Source organism: Kribbella sancticallisti, assembly GCF_039530625.1.
GTDB classification, from domain to species: Bacteria; Actinomycetota; Actinomycetes; order Propionibacteriales; family Kribbellaceae; genus Kribbella; species Kribbella sancticallisti.
On record NZ_BAAAOS010000064.1, the window covers coordinates 250,902 to 269,331 of the forward strand.

Sequence of the window (18,430 nt, forward strand, 5' to 3'; positions counted from 1 at the left end):
CGATGGCCGGCGCGCCTCGTGGCCGTGCTAGCAGGGCCTGACGCCTGGGAAGGGATCGGTGTGCGTGTAGACCCAACGGGCGGCGATGTAGCCGGTGGAGTGGGTGACGTCACCCACCGTCTGGTACCAGATGTTGTTGCCGCCGGCGTGCTGCTGGCCGGTGGTCCAGCAGTTGAAGTAGCTGAAAGTGGTGCGCAGCCGGTCGATGACCGGTTCGGGCTTGTCGTTCGCCGTCGAGCGCGGGAGCCGGTAGATCGGTGCATCGTAGGTGTTGCCGCAGTACAGCTTGCCGCTGCTGGCGTAGCAGGAGGCAGCCTGTGCCGGAGCGGCAATGGTCAGGCCGGCACCGACGATCGCGACTCCGGCGCCGAGGGCGGCCAAACGGGTCCGTGACATGGTCATCCTTTCGGGAGGGGGGCCCGCAGGACTGTAGGTCGTCCCCGCGAGCAGATTCCATCAACGCACTGCTGCCCAGCTCCGGACCAGCGATTTCGGTTCTGACCGAAGGCGTCGATCTGTTTGTGCTCCGAACCGGCGATTCGGTTGCCGACCGCACCTATTCGGCCGCGGACTGCCGCACAGCGGGCCGGCTCAGCAACTGGCGGGCCAACGGTGTCAGCGAGTGCAGGGCAGAGCCACGATCGCGATGTGTGGAGATCAACCCGGCACTCCGCAGGATGGTGCAGTGCTCTGACGCGGACGCCGGTGAGATCCCGAGGCGGCGGGCCAGTTGGGTGGTGGTTGCGGGGACCACGAGGCCACGGATCACGGTGGCGCGGGTCCGGCCGACGAGATCGATCAGCGAGTCGGCGGTGGTGTGCGGACAACCGGAGGACAGCTGGGCACCGGGATATATCAGTATCGGCCGATGGCCGGGTACGTTGTGGAGCATGCAGTTGGTGGTGAACGGGGATGGCTGAAGGGCGAGACCGCGACCCGCAAGATGAAGCTCGTAGTCGTTCGTGCCCCGTACGGTCAGCGTCGTATCGGCCCAGCTGATGGTCGGGTGCAGGGTGGCCAGTAGCTCGCTTGTACCCGTGCTCAGCAAGGTCTGCGAAACAAGGGCCAGGTCGGCACTGTGGCGGCCGGCCACTTCGACGGCGTCCGGCCCTAGGACACCTTGGTGGAATGTGCGGATCGCGGTGCCGAGTGCGCGCCGGGATTTGGCGGTGCCGGCCGCCAGGCCATGGAGAAAGGGATGCGTATCCGCCGGCAACCACGGCTCGAGCTCGTCGCGCAGTACGTCGGCCGATGTGTCGATCAACTCGTCGATGGCCGGCTCGAGGCCTGATGTGGTGAAGGGCGTCAGGAAGTCGGGGAACTTGCCGTCCGGCGTGATCAGCATGAGCAGCGGAAGCGTCGGTGGGCGCAGCCGGGAACGCGCGGCCCGCTGCCATCGGTGCAGCTCTGGCGACCGTTGCCGACCCACCAGCGCCCGGGCGGCGAGAGCAGCCTGCCACAGTGGCGACGGCTCCGATGGGAATGTCACCCTGCCCAGATCCTCAGGGCCGAAGTGTATCCGGAACATAGGCGGATTATCGTCGCTCCCGGGATCAGGCCAGGTGGATCGTCTGGCGCCCGGAACCTGGTGTGTCGGCTCGAGCGCCGGAGATAGCCCGGTGATCAAGGGCTGGTGGCGGACCAGTTCGCTTGAGAAAGCTGCTGAGCGAGCCGACTCAGGCCCACCATGACCTTGATGTACGGCGCGGCGCCAAGACTGATTCGCGCAACGCCGGTCTTCACCAACCCAGGGATGTCACCGTCAGTGCCGGTCATGACATTGACTGGCAGGGGGGAACCATCGACCACCTGGCCGATCAGGTCAACGGCCACCAACCCGGGCACCAATAGACCGTCTGCGCCCGCGGCTGCGTAGAGGTGCGCCCGAGCCAGCACCTCCTCGACACCTCGGTGCCCCGCCTTGCTGTCGGAGAGGAAGACGTCGGTGCGGGCGTTGAGAAACAACGGCACGCCCGTTTCATCCGCCGCTCGACGCGCAGCTCGTAGACGTTGTGCTTGGTCGTCCGCAGAAATCAGCGAACCCGACCCAGGGCGCCGGTCCTCCAGATTGCAGCCCACGGCACCAGTGGCGATCGCGCGGCGAACACACCGGTACACCTCCAGCGGTCCGGAGCCGTAGCCGCTCTCGAGGTCGATGGAGACAGGCACGCGCGTCATGCCGACGAGCGAACGGGCAAGAGCCAGCACGTCGTCGAGAGGCATGGTCTCGCCGTCCGGCATCCCCATCGCCGCAGCGACCGCCCAGCTGCTGGTGGCCAAGGCGGCAGGTTCGGTCTCGAGTACGGCTCGAGCGCTTCCGGCATCCCAGATATTCATCAGCAGCAGCGGGTCACCAGGGCGGTGCAATGCGCGGAATACCTCGGCCGCGTCTGTCTGTGTTGTCATGTGTTGTCTCCTTGGTCACGCATGATGGAAGCGTGACCCATTGGCCATCTGCGACGCCACGATGTGGCGGCAGCCTTATCGTGAGGTGGTAGTCACCGATGCCAGAGCGCCTGTTCGGCCTCCAGGACATGAGCCGTACCCGCTTTGTGATCTCACCTCTGTGGGAACTTGTCGCGAGCCTGCGAGTGATCGGCGGTAGGCAGTCGCGAGGCCTGCACTCTGCGTGGGTGCAGACCACGCGGAGGCGGCTCGCCGACGCGCGCATGGACCCTTCAAGGCTGCTTGCTCTCGTTCCGCCGAGTGGTCACATTCCCGATTTCCTCACCCCGTCGCCGACGGAGGCAGCACCGGATCTGGACGCCGAACTTCGGCTCGTCGCGCAGACGACACCAGCGGACCTCCTTCGAGATCTCGGACTTCTGACCGCGGCCGGTCCCGCCTGGTATGCGCTTCAAGACGCATGCGACAGACCACAGACCTTCGTCCGGCAGATCGCGGATGAGCTGCGGTGCTACTGGGAGATAGCGTTGGCACCGTCGTGGCGGCGCATCAGGTCGCTCGCCGAATCCGACATCGCTTGGCGCTCAGAGCGAATCGTTGGCGCAGGCATCAGAGACGGGCTGTCCTCGCTGCACGATCGGATTCGGGTCGATGGTGAGCATTTGATTGTCCGCACCACCTGTCATGCCCCCGACCCCGCTCCTATCGGGGCGGGGGTCGTGCTGGTGCCCTGTGCCTTCGCGTGGCCTGAGGTTCTGCTGCTCGATACTGGTCACCAACCCGCGACCCTTGCCTACACGCCTCGTGGTACGGGAATGCTGTGGGCAGCCCAGACCAACGGCCTCAACGGTATACCTGGTCTCATCGGTCGCACGCGGACAAACCTACTCAACGCGCTGGATCTGCCGGCGACCAATTCTGAACTCGCTGAGCGGCTCGGCCTGACCCCGCCCACGACGAGTCAACATCTGCAGATACTCCTGCAGGCCGGAGCTGTCTCCCGTCGGCGGACAGGTCGCCTCGTGTACTACGCGCGGTCACCGCTCGGCGAGGCACTCGTGACGGAGCATTCGATGCGCGATGGCGACCTGCCTTTCAGCACCGGTTGAGTTGCGACGCGCCGGCCAAGCAAAGCACCGACCCGCCGTGGTGCGCTACAAACGGCTGATCACCAGACCGAGCACGGCGAGCGCCACCATGCCGACGAGCCCTCCCATAGGCGCCCAGAGCCACGACAATGTGTGGCGGCGGCGGTGGTCGGATGCCACAAGGCCGAACAGTAGGCCTCGGACGCCCGAGACCAGTCACGCTGCGGCGAAGTTGAACCAGCCGACTGGTGACATGTTGCTGATGCCCTTGTCCAACGGTTCGATCAAGTGCAGCAGGATGGCGGCCTTGACGAGCGTTTCGGCCACCGGGTAGGCCAATTGACGATGGCCATGGCCCACAGCGCCATCGACAGGACCCGCGCCGGAACCATGCGTTCCCATCTCGAAACGGCCACCAACGCAACCAGAATCGTCACAGCTCGCAGGGCGGTAGCCCCAAGGGCCACCGCCGCATCGCCATCTGCGGGCTTTCCCTGCACTAGTTGTTCGATGACTGCTACCGCAACAACCACCACACAGAAAAGTCCAATACCACCGGCGATGGCGTAGGCCGGCCAGCGCCGTACTGTCAGTTGCTCGGCTGGTGTCGACATCTTCGTCTACTTCCGTTCTTCTCGGCATCAGTCGACACCAAATGGCGACCTGGGGACATCGGCCGGATGGGGGATCCAGCGCGCCCTCTCCTCACCCCGATGATTGAAGTGCCAAGCCTCGACGCGTCGCCACCGGACTGCCTCCGGTCACGCTAAGCGCTGCCGCTACGTCACCTTCAACTCTGTAAGACCTGGATCGAACACCCCTCGTGAACCCACCTGACCGATGCCAACGACCCAGCCGTACTCCGCGGCATCGTCGCAACAGCGTGACGACAGTCGAAGGTGACAGTGTCGAGTGGTCCACTCATCGCCATCGCGGCGGCGGCGATGTAGCCCGAACTACTCTGTCCGCTTTGCAAGACATACGGCTCCGGAGGTAATCCGCTTGCAACCCGCTGACCCGCCCGGGACGGCGCCACCACAGCGAACAGGCGATCCCATCCGAGGGTCAATCGCCATGGTTTGCGGGTGGCATGCCCTGCTGGCAGCGATCTTCGTCGGATGGGTTTTCACCTGGCCGGATGTGGTCAGCAGCGGTGGAGAACCTGGCTTCCCAACCAGTCGGAGCGCTATGGCCGTCGTGCTCGGAATGTTCCTGTTGGCGCCGGGGCTGGGCATCAGCTTCGCCGTTGCGTGCGGCGTCGTGGCCGTCTTGAACAGAAGGCGGCCACGGTCCGGTGTGGTGACCGGCACGATCGGCACCCTTGTCGGCCTATCGACAGTCGCCGCCGCGCTCGCTGCCTATGCACTCACTCGCGGCTGAAAGCCACCGCGTCCCCGATCGGCTGCCCACCATGACCGATCCAAGTGACATGCTCCTGCAGCAATCACAGCAAGGGATGAGACTGCGAGCAGGGCAGCCGCTGCGCTACGTAGAGCTTCCTGTGAATCCTTTCGACGATCGTCGGGAGAAACCAACTCCAGCACGCGACAGCGCATGGCTCCCGCTGTGCCGATATCAGGAGGTTCGGCACAACCGCCGAACCGGCAAGACGGCTGACAGATTCTGCTGTTCGAGCAGTGTTGCAGGTCGTACTGCCGTCACAATGTCCTTTGCCTGTCGCCGGTGAGCTGTCCACACAGACCCGGGCCTCGGTCTGCCGAACTCGTGCCGACGACGGGTCGCTCAGCGGGGCAGGACGAGGACAGAGGGAGTTGACAGACTCAGGCAGTCCAATCAGGTTCGATGCTGAAAGCAGAAAATGCCTCACTCTTACTCTCGCGCTCAATCTCGACGCTGGAGGACGAACGTCCTTCGCGTCATGACCATTGGCAACCCTAGGAGACACCGACGATCGCCGCTCACTGAAGGACCTCGACGCTACGAAGAACACCGTTTGCTCCGCGTTGGCGTGGATGGATCCACCTGGGCGGACCGTCCCACGTCTCCGCTGACCCACATGCCCGGGCGTCCTCAGCCCCGGGCAGTCAAGGGCTGAGGACGCCCGAACGACGATAGGACAACTGTCCGTCGTGGCCCTGCCGCCGGTCTGCCGCGGAGTCCCAGTGAGCATCGGGTTTGTGAAGACCCGTTCACTCGGATCCGGCCTCAGTGAGGGCCAGCGGGTCCTCAGGTGGAGCAGTGCGTTACCTCGGAGGTCATCGACTCAGGTCCAGGGTGCACGACACAGTCGTGGCATCGACAAATACTTCGGAAGGAACGGCAATGTCTGCTTCGACGACGATCGACGGTACTGGCGGCCCGCCTCGTTTCGTGGCGACCGTATTGCGGGTTGACGCTTTGGCGTCGGGAGGGCTCGGTGTACTGCTCGCCGCGCTAGGGCCGGCACTGAACGACGCCCTCGGGTTGCCCGGTGCGCTGACCTTGGTCGCCGGATGCTTCCTGATTGTCTGGGCCGCGGCCCTGTGGGCAATCGCGCGAAGACCTGTGCCGATTCGCGCGCTGATCGTAGTAGTCGCGGTCAACGTAGCTTGGGTGGCGGCCAGTGTGGCGCTGGTCTTCGGCGTCGCAGCGACCGGTCTGGGTAGTGCGTTCGTGATCGCCCAAGCCGGCGCGGTAGCCGGCTTCGCCGGGCTGCAGCTGCTCAGCATTCGCAAGAGCGCCTGAAAGGTGCCCAGGCCGGCTGCTCTGACCTCGCTGATCGGCGCGCCGCGGCAGGCCCACGCTCTGTCCTGACTGCTCGTTCGGCGTTGAATCTGTGTTCGGTCAGAAGTCGAGCGAGGAAGAGTGCTGACCCTGCCGTCATCGTCGTCCCCGTGGAGCGCCAGAACTGTTGCCTGCCGCATCTATTGCCGAAGCGGCTCCACCTCATCGCAGCCTTTGACGTCGGCCCCATGGTGCTCAGCAACCATCGGGCAGCTTAGCGACAGGTAGGTGACAGAGGTGGGTGCTTCAGTTCGGGTGCTCCGCCGTCAACCTCACCGACGGTGGAGCTGCCGGTGGAATGACCGTCCGTTCCGATTGAGAGGTCTCCAGATGTCGATACGTCCTGCCAGGTGGCTCCCCCGGTCCACCGCGGCGGACGCGGCCGGTGGAGCACACTTCGCCGTCCTGGTTCCGCAGGGTGCCTCCCTAGTACAGGAAGGGAATCGGTGTTGCGGGCGTCGCGCCCAACGTCCGGATCGCGGCGATCAGGGTCGGCGATCCGGACGGCTACATCTACCCGGAGTCAGCCATCTGCGGCTACATCTGGGCGGCGGAGCACGGAGTGGACATCGTGAACGGCTCCTTCTCCATCGACCCGTGGTACTTCTGGTGCGACTCGGATCCGGATCAAGAGGCTGTCTCGACCGCCATCCAGCGGTCGATCGCTTACGCCACCTCGCGATCGGTCGTCGCGGTCACCTCACTGGGCAACAACTACGCGGACCTGGCTCACGACGTACTGGACACCCTCAGTCCGAACAATGGCACGCCCATCACACACGAGCCACCGACAGCTCCTGCAAGCAACTCCCGGTCGAAGCGGGCGGAGTGAAGGGCGTTTCGTCGGTAGGCGCCTTGAAAGACCGCTATTACGACTCTAACCACGGCACCGGCGTAGTCGGGGCAGTCACCTCTGACTTGTCCGCGGGAACATCGCGCCGTTGATTCACCTCTCGATGGACCGATTGAGCCTGCCACGACATTCCTCATCAGCGACCAGCTCCGCCTGAGCGGCGGCCGGTGAGGCACGCGGCGGCCCAGAGGTTCTCGTTCTCGCTCCCAGCCTGAACCCGGCGGAGCTCCGCATCGGGCAGCTGAGCCAGTACAGCGAGCTCGGCGCCGGCAGCTCGCGCGTACGCGGCCGACCAGCTGGTGGAGGAGCCTGCGAAGGCGCGCTCGACCGTCTCCTTCGCATCCTCGGTGAACCCGTGGTGGGATGCGACCCGGGCGTCCACGAAGGCGGCGAATACCAAGGCGGGGTGCGCGGCGTCGACCCCACGCAGGGCGAGTTTGGCGCGGGCACGCCACAGCCGGTACGCGTCAAGGTCGTCGAGCAGCCCGTGAGCGAGAGCGACGGAAGAGGCCGCTGGTGACAGCCAAGCGGCGATCGGAGCTCCGGATCCCTGCCAGGCAGTCCACATCGGCTCGGCGTGGAGCAGGGCTTCCTGAAGACGTCCCAGCAGCACGAGCGGAGGAATCAGTTTGCTTGTGCCTCTATACGGATGTCCGCCGAGGAGCTCGTCCTGCGCGATGTACTCGGCTGTGGAGAGGGCGGACTCCAGGTCGCCGGCGGCGAAGGCGCACAGCCAGGCGTTGTGAAAGGTGTCGAGCAGCTCCGGGGCGCTGGACGGGTGACGACGGTCCATGAGTCCCACCAAGGCCAGGCGTTCCTGGGCAATCCGGTGAGCCCGGCCGAACTTGCCGCCGCGCAGGGCGACCGTACCGGGTGCGTCGAGCGCGGCACAGAGAAGCACGGCATCACCAGTAGCCCGAGCACTCGCCACCGCTCGCTCAACCATTTCCGGATATGGAGGCAAACCCTCCGAACCCAACTCGGGTGGAGGACCTGTAGCAGAGGCAGGGCACCAGGCGGCTGCGGCTGCGAGGTGGGCGGCGATGATGGGATCGCCATTGGAGCCCAATGCTTCGGCGCGTTCGGCGAGGGCTCTCAGCCGGGTGGGTGGTACCGGCTCTGAAAACCCTGATGGGAAGCGGCCCGCCGTGACGACGGCCTGGGCGAGTGCGGCGGCCTCGGCCGGATGGTTGCCGGCAGCCCGCGCCTGCACGGCGGACTTCAGGAACAGCTCGAACACACCGCGAGCCAGCCCCACGGCGAAGGCTGTCTGCGCGGCCGAGTAGAGGTCCGCCGCGGCATCCGATGGATCGGTCGCACGGTCGGCCGCCTCCTCGTAGTACTCCAAAGCATCGCTGGCCAGACCGTGTGCGTAGGTGAGGCGACCCAAGGACCGAGCCAGGCCGTGTCCCGGTTCGCCTGGAACTCGCGGCGCCTGCTGAAGCGCCGCCTGCAGATTGTCGGCCGCATCGTCGAACCGCTCCCAGCTCAACTCACGCGCGGTATCCGCCGCCCACCACAGATAAAGCTCCCGAGTCTGCTCCAGCTCACCCCGGGCGGCCAACCGGTTCAGAGCATAGGCGCGGACTGTCTCCAGCAGCCGCCAGGAGTTCTTGTCTCGGACAACCAAACTTTTGTCGACCAGCCTGCCGAGGACGTCGGCGACACCGCCGACTGCAGCGACTCGTTCCGCCGCGTCGAGGTCGAAGCCCGCGGCGAAGACTGCCATCCGGGCGAACAATATTTGCTCGTCCTCGTCGAGCAGATCGTGACTCCAGCCGATCACGGCGCTGAGCGAGCGGTGTCGCTGGTCGGGGTGACGGCTGCCGGTGAGGACTCGCAGCGTGTCGTCCAGCGCGGCGAGCAGACCGTCCGCACCCAACGAGGCACACCGCGCGGCGGCCAGTTCGATGGCCAGTGGTACGCCGTCGAGCCGGGCGCAGATCCCGGCGACGACGGCCGGCGAGAGCAGGAGATCCACGTCGACGGCGTTGACCCGGTCGACGAAAAGCGCCTCGGCATCGGAAGCGAGCGGAAGCGGTGAGATCGGCACGACTCGCTCACCCGGCACGCCGAGCCGTTCCCGGCTGGTGGCCAGGATCGTGACGCCGGGACAATGTGCCAGCACAGTGTCTGCCAGGGCGGCCACCTCGTCGAGCACGTGCTCGCAGTTGTCCAGGATCAGCAGCCTCCGCGAACGCCCGAGGAAAGTGACGACGGACGAGTCGATCGACTGCTCTGCGGTCTCGATCACGCCGAGCCGGCGGGCGACGGCTCCTGCCACGTCGTTGACCGGCACGAGATCGACGAAGGCGCCACTTTGGCCGAGTTCAGCGGCGACGACCGCAGCCAGCCTGGTCTTGCCGACTCCACCGGAACCGGTCAGGGTCACCAGCGCACCGGGACGGAGCAGGGCGAGGACGGTGTCACGTTCATGGGCGCGGCCGGTGAAGGCGGTACGCCACGCCGGCAAACCCGCGATCGGCCCAAGCACTGACTCCTCACTCGGTGTTCGCCGCGCGATCACCGCCAGCGCTCGCCGATCGGACACGCCGTACTTGCGCAGCATCGAGGCGACGTGATTCTCCACCGTGCGGACCGAGATGTGCAGGCGGCCGGCAATCTGCGCGTTCGACAGATGCTCGTCGATCAGCGCGAGCACCTCCGCCTCGCGCCGGGAGACCGACTTCGTACTCATTCGTCTATCCGACCATGCGATCGGTTCGCGCGGTAAGTGGTCGATAGGTGGTGAGCACGGATGTCGCCCAGCCGGTTCCCGGCCAGACTTGCGGTGTCGGCGAGGAGAGGTGGTGATCACGATGACTGGCGGCGTACTCGGCGAAGCGTACGAGCGCTTCAGTCGGACCGGTCCGGAGTGGGGCGAGGACCAGTTGACCAACCACGGTCCGATGGCCGTGGAGGTGCTGGTTCGCCGGGGCCGATCGGATCGTGTGGATGGATGGGTCCAGCAGTACCTGGAGCGGCTCGACGAGTTGCCCCGCAGCACTGGGGAGATCACGGTCGGCGACTGGAACGCGGCGATCGGTGATGGACAACGGGTCGCGGACTGGGTCGTCTACTTCACCCATGAACTGCAGGAGCGGCCCTGGCGTGAGGTCCTGGCGATCTGGTGGGAGCGCCTGTTGCCGGGCATCGTCGCCGGGACCACGCACGGCGTCATCAGGGTCGGACATGTGGTCCGTGCGTTGCTCGCCGGTGCGGAGAATCCAGCCATCCTCGGTGAGCTCGCGCACGGGTTGGCGTTCTGGGCGGCCAGGTCCCGCCCGGTGCCCGATCCAGGTCCGCCAGCCGGGCTGCTCTTCCCGCGAGCCGCGCTGCAGGCCCTGCCCCGGGTGCCGATGCAGCGAGGTCGGGTGGCCGACAGATTCGACCAGTTGCCGCACCTGCCGCAATGGGCGAGTGCCGTTGTCGGGCTGGCCCCCGCCGCGACGCCAGACCAGGTACCGGCCAGGTTGTCGGAATTGGTCGATGCAGCCACGCTCGGTTACCTCTCGTACGGCCACGGCCAGCCGGTCATCCTGATCCACACCGCGACAGCACCCAACGCCGTACTGCACAGCCTGCCGGCGCTGCCACGTGACCTCTGGGCGCCGAGCTTGGCCGCGATCTGGACCACCACGGCGGCCATCTTCTCCGCGTACGCGCCACCGGACGCGGCGCCTCGCTCGATCCTGCCCGCCGCACCAGAAGGACCGGATGCCCTGGCCGAGGTACTGGACCGCGCGATCGCGCACACCGACGAACACGTCATCAAGTTCACCGACACGGCTGCCGAGGTCTATACGCGAACCGGCGACCCGGATGCGCTGACTGCGGCCCTGCGAGCCACTCAGCTGATCAGTTAGACAAAGCGGACATCCTGAACTCACCGTGACCAGGTTCACCACGCCAGGGGGCATCGCCCAGGCCTGGCTCGTGCCGCTTGTCGACGAGACCTTCAACAAGGAGATCATCATGACCGCTACCTACACCTACGACATCTACACCACTCTCGACGGGTTCGGCTCCTACGGCGACGGCGGCGACTGGGGCGGCTACTGGGGCAAGCAAGGCCCGGAGTTTCTCGACCGCCGCCTCGCCCTGTACGGCCAACAGCAGCGGATGGTTCTCGGGGCCAACACCTACCGGCAATTCGTGCAGGCACTCGGCCCGAGCACCGACCAGGCCAAGCTGGACGACCCGGTGAACACCCAGATGATGAACCTGCCGACAACCGTGGTGTCCACCACCCTGGAAGAACCCCTCGGCTGGCCGAACGCGACCCTCGCGAGCGGCGACGCCGTCGACATCGTCGCCCGGCTCAAGAAGGAGTCCGAGGTACCGCTGCGCTCGCAGGGCAGCGTGTCGATGAACCGGGCACTGATGGCCGCCGGTCTCGTCGACTACGTCCAGGTCACAATCTTCCCGGTGATCACCGGTCGGACCGGAGTGGATCCGATCTTCCACGGCGCCGCCGACTTCGACCTCGAACTGATCGAAAGCCGCACACTCGACGGCCACACCCAAGAACTCACCTACCGCCCCACCCTGCATGGCTAGGCCGCCACTTCGCCTCGTACTCGGTCGCGAGAAGCGGCTCAACGAGCCAGCCGTAATGTCGAGCTCGCCGCCGACGGTACGACCTCTGTGCCGGGGACGTCGTCCCCTACAGGAGCTCAGGTGAGAGGAAGCGCGATGAATCTGCGGCCACGCCGTCGGAGGCTCGGAGCATGAGATCAAACGATGGCGGTCTGCGGACGTTTCGGATCCGGGTCGCCGACGACAAGCTGGACGACCTCCGGGCGCGGCTCGCCGACGTCCTGTGGCCACCAGAGCCGGTCGGCGACGCGGGGACCTACGGTGCTTCCAGACTGAGGATCGAGGAGCTCGTCGACCATTGGCGACGCCGGTACGACTGGCACAGGTGGCAGGCCCGGCTGAACCAGCACCCGCAGTTCACCACCACCATCGACGGCACCACCGTGCACTTCCTGCACGTCCTATCCCCCGAACCGGACGCCTTGCCCTTGATACTCACCCACGGCTGGCCCGGTTCGGTTGCGGAGTTCCTGGACATCATCGGTCCGCTGAGCGACCCGCGGCAGCACGGCCTTGATCCGGCCATCGCGTTCCATCTGGTCATTCCGTCCCTGCCGGGGTTCGGCTGGTCGGGACCGACAACCGACGGCGGTTGGGGCCCGCGCCGGATCGCACGAGCCTGGGCAGTGCTGATGCGGAGACTGGGATACCGCTCGTACGGTGCGGCCGGCAACGACTGGGGCGCGATCATCTCACCCGAGCTGGGAAGGATCGCCCCCGACGAGGTGGTCGGAGTGCATGTGACACAGCTGTACTCACTACCGGACGGGGAGTCGATGGCTTACCCACCCACCGCCGAACCCTCCGACTTGCACAAGCTCGCCCCGCGCGACCGAGAGGCGCTCGACGCACTCCGATCCCTGCAGCACAACGGCGCTGCCTACAGCCATATCCACACCCAGCGTCCGCAGACACTGGCCTACGCCCTGTCCGACTCACCCGCGGGACTTCTGGCGTGGAACAGTCCCACGATGGGCGACCTCGACCGTGACCAGCTACTCACCCATGTATCGATCTACTGGTTGACCGGTACCGCCGGTTCGCCGTTGCGGATCTATGCCGACGAAAGCAGGGAGGAGCCGCCCACAGGGCCGACCACAGTTCCACTGGGCCTGGCCCAGTTCGCCCGCGACATCCAAGCGATCCGCCACTACGCGGAACGCGACCACTCCAACATCGTGTCGTGGAACGTCTACGACCGAGGCGGGCACTACGCGGCACACCAGGAGCCCGATCTCCTGGTCACAGACCTGCGGACCTTCTTCGCACCGCTGCGTCCCCGCGCCGTCCCGACTTGACCGTCTGAGAACCCACGAGACTTGACTCTGTCGTCAGGTCCGGGGTGGACAATCGGTGGTATGCGAACCAGCGAGCACGGTGGAGCTCCTGAGCTTCATCAAACGCGCGCGGGAGTTCGCCTTCACCCTCGACGAGGTCGAGGAACTGGTCACCGAGGGACTGGTGATCCTGGACAACTGCGAAGTGATCCGCTAAATCGGCCACGACGCGGACGCCCCACACCGAGCCCGGAAACCGAGCAGCGACGGGGCTCGGCGCGGTTGCCGCCGCCACCGGAGGGCCCTTGATCGCCGCCACTGTCCAAAGCGACGCTGCGCGGGATTGCGGACACACAGCAACCAGGACGGGCGCTCTGTTGTGCTGGGACATGCCTTGCGGGTGCTCGGGTGACGTGCCTGGGCGAGACTGTGGCCATGGGCAACTGTCGCCTGAACTCGAAGGGCCGTCCAGCTCGAGCTCGCTGACTGACAGCGCACCAGTTGGCGCTTGGCCGATTACAAGCCCTCTCGGAAGTCGAGCTCGCGGTTCAGGACGCGGCGCGCGGTGGCAGCGAGCGTGGTGTTGGTGGCGTAGGCGTGAGCCCGAAGGATCGCCAGTGCGTCGTCAGGAGGGACGTGGAGTTGGGCGACCACCATGCCAGAGGCCAAACTCACCTCGTCCCGCGATCCCAAGGCCCCAGCCGTGCTGAGGGCCGGATCGCGCAGCAGGGCCGCCCCGACGACGTCGGCCACAAGTTGCGCGGCGCCAGTCGGTTCGGGCAGTTGACCTTCCCCTACCAGGTACGCGCTGACCACACCCAAGGTTCTGCCGCCCGGACGCATCGGGAAGGAAAAGATGGTGACCCGGCCTACTGCATCCACTGCGGCGCGAGTGAACTCCGGCCATCGCGTGTCCGGCGTCTCGTCCACCGTCAGCGTGAAGTAGGTGCCATACCGGAACGCGTCGAGACAAGGGCCTTCACCGGTCACGTCCTGCAAGTCCTCCAGCCGCGCAATCACTGCATCGGTGGTGCAGCACGTCATCCGGTCGGCCGTTGTCTTTGCCGCTGTGACGGCCGCGCCATCGGCACCGAGAATCAATCGGCCGGCAGTACACAACCGACTTGCGAGGTCGGTCGGCGCGGCGTCAGTGGCGAGGAGGCGGGCCAGACGGGTCAACAGGGTCGCGCGATCAGTCATCAGCTCCAACTCCCCGCCCAGCTTTGGCTTGCTGCGGCCGCCGGGCCACCCTATCGCCAGCTACTGGTTCACAGTCGGTCAGCGATGCTGGTCGATCAGGCTGGCGGCCATTGCCTGTGCGCGCCGCGCGGCGCCGATGTCGCCCTCGGCGGCTGAGACGATCGAGCCCTTCATGAGGATGTGCCAGGAGCGGGCGAACTCTTCGGGCTCTCGCAGGCCGGCTTCGGTGGCCAGTTGCGTGATGACAGTGCGGATGTTCTCCAGGTGGCGGATGCTGGCCTCGCCCAGGATGTGGGTCGCGCGCATCTCCAGGAGCACGTTGACGAACGTGCAGGTGTCGAAACCGTCGCTGCGAAACCACTCGTCGAAAACATCGAAAACGGCCAACAGTTGCTGTTCGGGGCCGGCGCCGCGCCGCCGCGCTTCGGCTTCGACCAGGCCCAGGGTCCAGACCTGCTCCCGCTGCTCGAGGACGGCCAGGACGAGGTCGTTCTTGGACGGGAAGTGCCGGTACAGCGTCGCCTTGGCGATGCCTGCTTTGGCAATGACCTCTTCGACACCGACGTCGCGTACGCCGCGGTGCGAGATCAACTGGTAGGCGGTGTCGAGAATGCGTTGCCGTGGTGATTCTTTGCGTACGGCAGTCCCGTTGGCAGTCATGTAGCGCACCCTACGCGCTGGACTTCGGCGCCGATAGGGAGTAGAAAGAGTTGTCTTCCTATCCACTCCGGTGGATGGCAGTCGGAGCCTCCTGGCCTCGTCTGACCCGGGCACATCAAGCCACGAGCGGTGTGTGCCGAATGGGCATCGAGCGCGATGGAGCCAAGGTTCCGATGTGGAGAAGCCAGTGACCTTCCCAGAAGGCATCCGAGAGAATCAACCGGCACGTCCTGCCGCGGAACCGGCCTCCGGCGCGCATCAGGTTTCGCGCTCGGCGAGCATGCCCGACGAGGACCGGTTGGAGAACCTGGTCGTACAATTGCACGAGGCCGCGGGCACCCAACAGACCGTCGATCGTTTCCTGTGGTTCGCCGTCGAATTCCTGGCGTGTGACCACGCGACCATCGCTTTGATGCGCCGTGCCGACATCAGTGCGGCGGCGGCAACCGACGAAGCCTCCGGCGCTGCGCTGGCCGCTCAATTCGAGCTCGGTGAGGGCCCCTGCGTTACTGCGATCCGGACCGGCCTGAGCGTTCTGGTCCCCGATACCGCCGCGGAGACCCGCTGGCCCGAGTGGACACGCCAAGTCACACCACGCGGCCGCTCGGTCTTCAGCATCCCGCTCACCGTGGCCGGCTCGACCCTTGGCGCGCTGAACCTGACCGGCGAGCACCCGCACACCTTCGACGCCAATGACATCCGGGCGAGCCGCCTCGCCACCTACGGCGCGGTGGCGATCGCTGCGGCACAACAGCGCGAATCCCTGCTCGAAGGTGTCGAGGCCGGCAAACGCACCGGCCAGGCCGTCGGCATTCTCAGGGAACGGTTCAGCATCGACGAGGTCCGCGCCTTCGAGATCTTGAAGCGCTACTCCCAAGACAACAACACCAAGCTGCGCGACGTCGCCCAGCATGTGCTCGACACCGGCCGACTGCCCAGCTGAACAGCACCACATTCGGCCGGCACGGCCACCCGCTATCGCGCCAGACAGACACTGGCCCCGCGGGTCAAAAGACGGAGGCTCACTATGGGCGCACAAGAGCCGATGGCTGAGCCGGGCAGTTTCCGGCGGGCTGGCTCGGTTGCACGCCGCCACAGTGGCCGAACACGGCAAGCTGGCCGACCTGCAGGTCATCGGCGCGGCCGAGGAACTCGTGGCCGGCGCGCGGATGGTCTGCTTGCTCAACCTGCAGGTGACCGTGAAACAACGGCAGACGGCAGCCAGGGACCAGCTCAGCAAGGCGCGGGAAGCCGGTGACAGCGACAAGATCGCCGCCGCCCGCCGGCACTGCGAAGCCGCCCGGGCCGAATCCGACCGCGCCAGCGACGAAGCGATCGAGGAGATGTTCCAGATCACCTGCGCCGGGACAGATCGCTTGGACCTGATCGTCGACCAGTCCGGTCGGTGGCAAGACGCCGCCGACGCCGAGTTCGAGGCCCAGCTCAGAGCCGGACAATGAACCGGCGGTCGCAGGTGCGGACTTTCCGAGCGGGAACGCCAAACTGCGCGACGTTGCCGAAGGCGTCGTCGGCGACGCCATCAAGGCCAAATAGCTTCCGGTAGCCCGACCGGTCATGCGGGCGGCCCGGCCAGACCCTCCTCTCGGCTGGGCCGCCACCCGCCCTCGACATCGGCGGTCCCGACGGGTGTTCCCGGCGCTCGCACCGCACTCAATGGAACAGACCGTCGAGACGGTGGTCCTGATCACCAAGGGCCGGCACCCACAGATCATGGCACTGACGGATTCGAAGCTGGCCGAGCTGTACCAAGCCCAGACCGATGCCGGCGCCACTTGACACCCGCAAACTGCCTGCAGGTTCCAGGCCCAAGCCGTAACGGTCCGTCTTGTTCTTCGAGGACATGAGTCCTCAGAGTTGGTCCCCGGACGCTGCAGCCGCGATCAACCTACGAGCGGTCACCGCTAGGGGTCGGCCAACGGCCAGAATGGCGAGTTCGGCGTAGGCCAAATCGGCGTAGGCCGGATCGGCGGCCAGGACCTGAAGTTGCATCAGCACGCCGGTCGCCTGCTCCCGGCGGGAACGGTCACGCGCGCTGCTTGTCCAACGCGCGTGACCTGGTAGCCCATTTCCCGCGCGGGTTTCGTGGCCACGTGACGCCCAAGTTTCCCCTCGAGCACATCGCTAACCCCGCTCAGCATCCTCACCAGGCCCAGCTTGGGCCGTCGGCGATCCAATGCTGGTCGTTGGGCACTGGAACAGCGCACCTGACCGGTAGGCCGCAAGGTCAACGGTGCGGACGTCTTTGAAGCCGTTGTTCTCGTAGAAGCGATGTAGGCCGGTGTTGCCTGTGCCACAGTGATGTCGCCCTGGACCCCGCGCAGGACGCCGACTCCACGTCCGCAGACAGGTCAAGCGACTCGGCAGCACCTTCGTCTTCGCGCTCCCGATCCGGTAGCGTTGCGCGCGGCACCTACTTTGGCGACTTCGGCCGGGCCTGTGATGGGCGCCCTGGCGTCGATGTCACCCTTCGCCAGGCGTTCCGCAGTACGGGCTGTTTCTTCGAGCGGGCGGGCCAGGCGGCGGGTGACCACTTCGGCGCCGAGGACGCTGAGGAGGAGGACGAGCAGGCTTCCGCTCGTCATCATCGCCGCCCGCGATCTGGCCAGCCTCGTCACCTTTGAGGCCTTCAAGGTACGCCGCGATGTCGGCGGGCGAGCGGGATCGGGAACGCCAGACGATAACCGTGGTCATCCCGATCGAGAGCAGCAGAATCCGGCGACGCATGGTCAGCCTTCTTCGGGAGGTGCGAGCTTCACGCCGACGCCACGCACACTGTGCAGGAACCGGGGTGTCGCGGCGGTCTCACCGAGTTTGCGGCGAAGCCAGGACAGGTGGACGTCGACAGTACGGTCGCCGCCCCACGGTTCGGGCTAGATCGGCTTCGGAGCCCGCAGCCCGGTACTGCGTAGTTCGAGGTCGGCGAGTTGCGCGATCACCTCGGAATCGCCGTCGCGCCAGGCGGTGACCGGGTCGTCGGAGATCTTGGCGAGCCGGTGCATCGGCTGGTTGGCCATCGCCCGGAGCGCGAACAGGTCCAGGTCCGACGCGCTGTCGATGAACTTCTGCGCCGCCGACGCCCGCCGGGAGAACCTGATCCTCCGGGGCAGCCAGATCAGCAACGCGAACAACACCGGCAGCCCGATCGTCACTCCCGCCAGCAGGTAGGCGAGTTGCTCCACCGCGTGCGCCTGATCCCGCCCGGCCTCGGCCAGCTTCCCGGCGGCACCGGCAGCCCCGTCGATCGGCGTCTTCAACTCGTCCCCGACGACAGGCACCTTGCCGACCGGCTCGGACATCTTGCGAAGATCCTCGGCCAGCCCATCCCCCGCCTCGGCCGCCTTCCGGCCCGGGTACCCGAGGGCGTTGGTGATCTTGAAAACGGTCAGCCCGAGCGCCGTACAGAACGCGATCCACCCGAGCAGCAGCAGGTCCCCCAGCACCTGCCCGAACCTCTGCACGCCAACGTCGGAGTAGAGCTTCACCGGTCATCCCCTCACTCGGTTACCACACCAATGCCCCACTCAGAGCACGCTGACACTAGCGCCCGGTGATGACGGGAGATTTTCGTCGGTGCTGGTGGTTAGGGTGGCGGGGTGATGTTG

19 protein-coding genes and 1 pseudogene are annotated in these 18,430 nt (G+C 66.2%); 10 read left to right on the top strand and 10 right to left on the bottom strand.

Features of this window, described 5'->3' with window-relative positions:
- Positions 1 to 27: 27 nt before the first annotated feature.
- The 3 genes from ABD255_RS40795 to ABD255_RS40805 form a co-directional block, all read right to left on the bottom strand.
- Positions 28 to 396: a hypothetical protein gene (locus ABD255_RS40795; protein ID WP_344222209.1), complete on the bottom strand. Its 369-nt coding sequence runs from the start codon at positions 394 to 396 to the stop codon at positions 28 to 30.
- Between the two features lie 160 nt (positions 397 to 556).
- Positions 557 to 1,489 (bottom strand): winged helix-turn-helix domain-containing protein, encoded by a 933-nt coding sequence (locus ABD255_RS40800; protein ID WP_344222210.1) that lies wholly within the window; start codon positions 1,487 to 1,489, stop codon positions 557 to 559.
- 134 nt (positions 1,490 to 1,623) lie between these two features.
- On the bottom strand, positions 1,624 to 2,406 hold the full coding sequence (locus tag ABD255_RS40805; RefSeq protein WP_344222211.1) for an isocitrate lyase/PEP mutase family protein: 783 nt from the start codon (positions 2,404 to 2,406) through the stop codon (positions 1,624 to 1,626).
- A 227-nt stretch (positions 2,407 to 2,633) separates the two neighbouring features.
- Between ABD255_RS40805 and ABD255_RS40810 the strand changes: the two genes are divergently transcribed.
- Positions 2,634 to 3,515 (top strand): winged helix-turn-helix domain-containing protein, encoded by an 882-nt coding sequence (locus ABD255_RS40810; RefSeq protein WP_344222212.1) that lies wholly within the window; start codon positions 2,634 to 2,636, stop codon positions 3,513 to 3,515.
- Between the two features lie 195 nt (positions 3,516 to 3,710).
- On the opposite strand, the gene ABD255_RS40815 is transcribed toward ABD255_RS40810, so the two are convergent.
- Entirely contained in the window at positions 3,711 to 3,896 is a 186-nt protein-coding gene (locus ABD255_RS40815) for a hypothetical protein (protein ID WP_344222213.1), read from the bottom strand.
- Between the two features lie 786 nt (positions 3,897 to 4,682).
- Between ABD255_RS40815 and ABD255_RS40820 the strand changes: the two genes are divergently transcribed.
- The 3 genes from ABD255_RS40820 (at position 4,683) to ABD255_RS40830 (ending at position 7,050) form a co-directional block, all read left to right on the top strand.
- Positions 4,683 to 4,874, top strand: a complete 192-nt coding sequence (locus ABD255_RS40820) for a hypothetical protein (RefSeq protein ID WP_344222214.1) — start codon at positions 4,683 to 4,685, stop codon at positions 4,872 to 4,874.
- 903 nt (positions 4,875 to 5,777) lie between these two features.
- On the top strand, positions 5,778 to 6,179 hold the full coding sequence (locus ABD255_RS40825) for a hypothetical protein (RefSeq protein WP_344222215.1): 402 nt from the start codon (positions 5,778 to 5,780) through the stop codon (positions 6,177 to 6,179).
- A 481-nt stretch (positions 6,180 to 6,660) separates the two neighbouring features.
- Complete coding sequence (locus ABD255_RS40830) at positions 6,661 to 7,050, top strand: S8 family serine peptidase (protein ID WP_344222254.1); 390 nt, start codon at positions 6,661 to 6,663, stop codon at positions 7,048 to 7,050.
- Between the two features lie 157 nt (positions 7,051 to 7,207).
- Here the strand turns inward: ABD255_RS40830 and ABD255_RS40835 are convergent, their stop codons facing one another.
- Entirely contained in the window at positions 7,208 to 9,769 is a 2,562-nt protein-coding gene (locus ABD255_RS40835; RefSeq protein ID WP_344222216.1) for an ATP-binding protein, read from the bottom strand.
- A gap of 121 nt (positions 9,770 to 9,890) precedes the next feature.
- On the opposite strand from ABD255_RS40835, the gene ABD255_RS40840 reads away from it, so the two are divergent.
- The 3 genes from ABD255_RS40840 to ABD255_RS40850 all read left to right on the top strand — a co-directional run bounded on the left by ABD255_RS40840 (position 9,891) and on the right by ABD255_RS40850 (position 12,968).
- Positions 9,891 to 10,937, top strand: coding sequence for a questin oxidase family protein (locus ABD255_RS40840; RefSeq protein WP_344222255.1), 1,047 nt, complete (start codon positions 9,891 to 9,893; stop codon positions 10,935 to 10,937).
- 25 nt (positions 10,938 to 10,962) lie between these two features.
- Complete coding sequence (locus ABD255_RS40845; RefSeq protein ID WP_344222217.1) at positions 10,963 to 11,631, top strand: dihydrofolate reductase family protein; 669 nt, start codon at positions 10,963 to 10,965, stop codon at positions 11,629 to 11,631.
- Between the two features lie 170 nt (positions 11,632 to 11,801).
- Complete coding sequence (locus tag ABD255_RS40850) at positions 11,802 to 12,968, top strand: epoxide hydrolase family protein (protein ID WP_344222218.1); 1,167 nt, start codon at positions 11,802 to 11,804, stop codon at positions 12,966 to 12,968.
- A gap of 495 nt (positions 12,969 to 13,463) precedes the next feature.
- On the opposite strand, the gene ABD255_RS40855 is transcribed toward ABD255_RS40850, so the two are convergent.
- Positions 13,464 to 14,048 (bottom strand): ANTAR domain-containing protein, encoded by a 585-nt coding sequence (locus tag ABD255_RS40855; protein ID WP_344222219.1) that lies wholly within the window; start codon positions 14,046 to 14,048, stop codon positions 13,464 to 13,466.
- A gap of 177 nt (positions 14,049 to 14,225) precedes the next feature.
- A complete protein-coding gene (locus ABD255_RS40860; RefSeq protein WP_344222220.1) occupies positions 14,226 to 14,807 on the bottom strand; it encodes a TetR/AcrR family transcriptional regulator in 582 nt (193 codons plus the stop codon).
- Positions 14,808 to 14,982: 175 nt separating this feature from the next.
- On the opposite strand from ABD255_RS40860, the gene ABD255_RS40865 reads away from it, so the two are divergent.
- From ABD255_RS40865 to ABD255_RS40875, 3 genes are all read left to right on the top strand, one after another.
- Entirely contained in the window at positions 14,983 to 15,750 is a 768-nt protein-coding gene (locus ABD255_RS40865) for a GAF and ANTAR domain-containing protein (protein WP_344222221.1), read from the top strand.
- A gap of 154 nt (positions 15,751 to 15,904) precedes the next feature.
- A complete protein-coding gene (locus ABD255_RS40870; RefSeq protein WP_344222222.1) occupies positions 15,905 to 16,267 on the top strand; it encodes a hypothetical protein in 363 nt (120 codons plus the stop codon).
- A 214-nt stretch (positions 16,268 to 16,481) separates the two neighbouring features.
- On the top strand, positions 16,482 to 16,604 hold the full coding sequence (locus tag ABD255_RS40875) for a hypothetical protein (protein ID WP_344222223.1): 123 nt from the start codon (positions 16,482 to 16,484) through the stop codon (positions 16,602 to 16,604).
- Between the two features lie 572 nt (positions 16,605 to 17,176).
- On the opposite strand, the gene ABD255_RS43980 is transcribed toward ABD255_RS40875, so the two are convergent.
- The 3 genes and pseudogenes from ABD255_RS43980 to ABD255_RS40885 all read right to left on the bottom strand — a co-directional run bounded on the left by ABD255_RS43980 (position 17,177) and on the right by ABD255_RS40885 (position 18,310).
- The gene (locus ABD255_RS43980) at positions 17,177 to 17,413 is read right to left on the bottom strand and encodes a HAMP domain-containing protein (protein WP_425554646.1); all 237 of its coding nucleotides are present in this window, start codon (positions 17,411 to 17,413) and stop codon (positions 17,177 to 17,179) included.
- Between the two features lie 141 nt (positions 17,414 to 17,554).
- A pseudogene (locus ABD255_RS40880) lies at positions 17,555 to 17,674 on the bottom strand (winged helix-turn-helix domain-containing protein); the annotation flags it as partial.
- A 24-nt stretch (positions 17,675 to 17,698) separates the two neighbouring features.
- Positions 17,699 to 18,310: a hypothetical protein gene (locus ABD255_RS40885; protein ID WP_344222224.1), complete on the bottom strand. Its 612-nt coding sequence runs from the start codon at positions 18,308 to 18,310 to the stop codon at positions 17,699 to 17,701.
- Positions 18,311 to 18,430 lie beyond the last annotated feature (120 nt).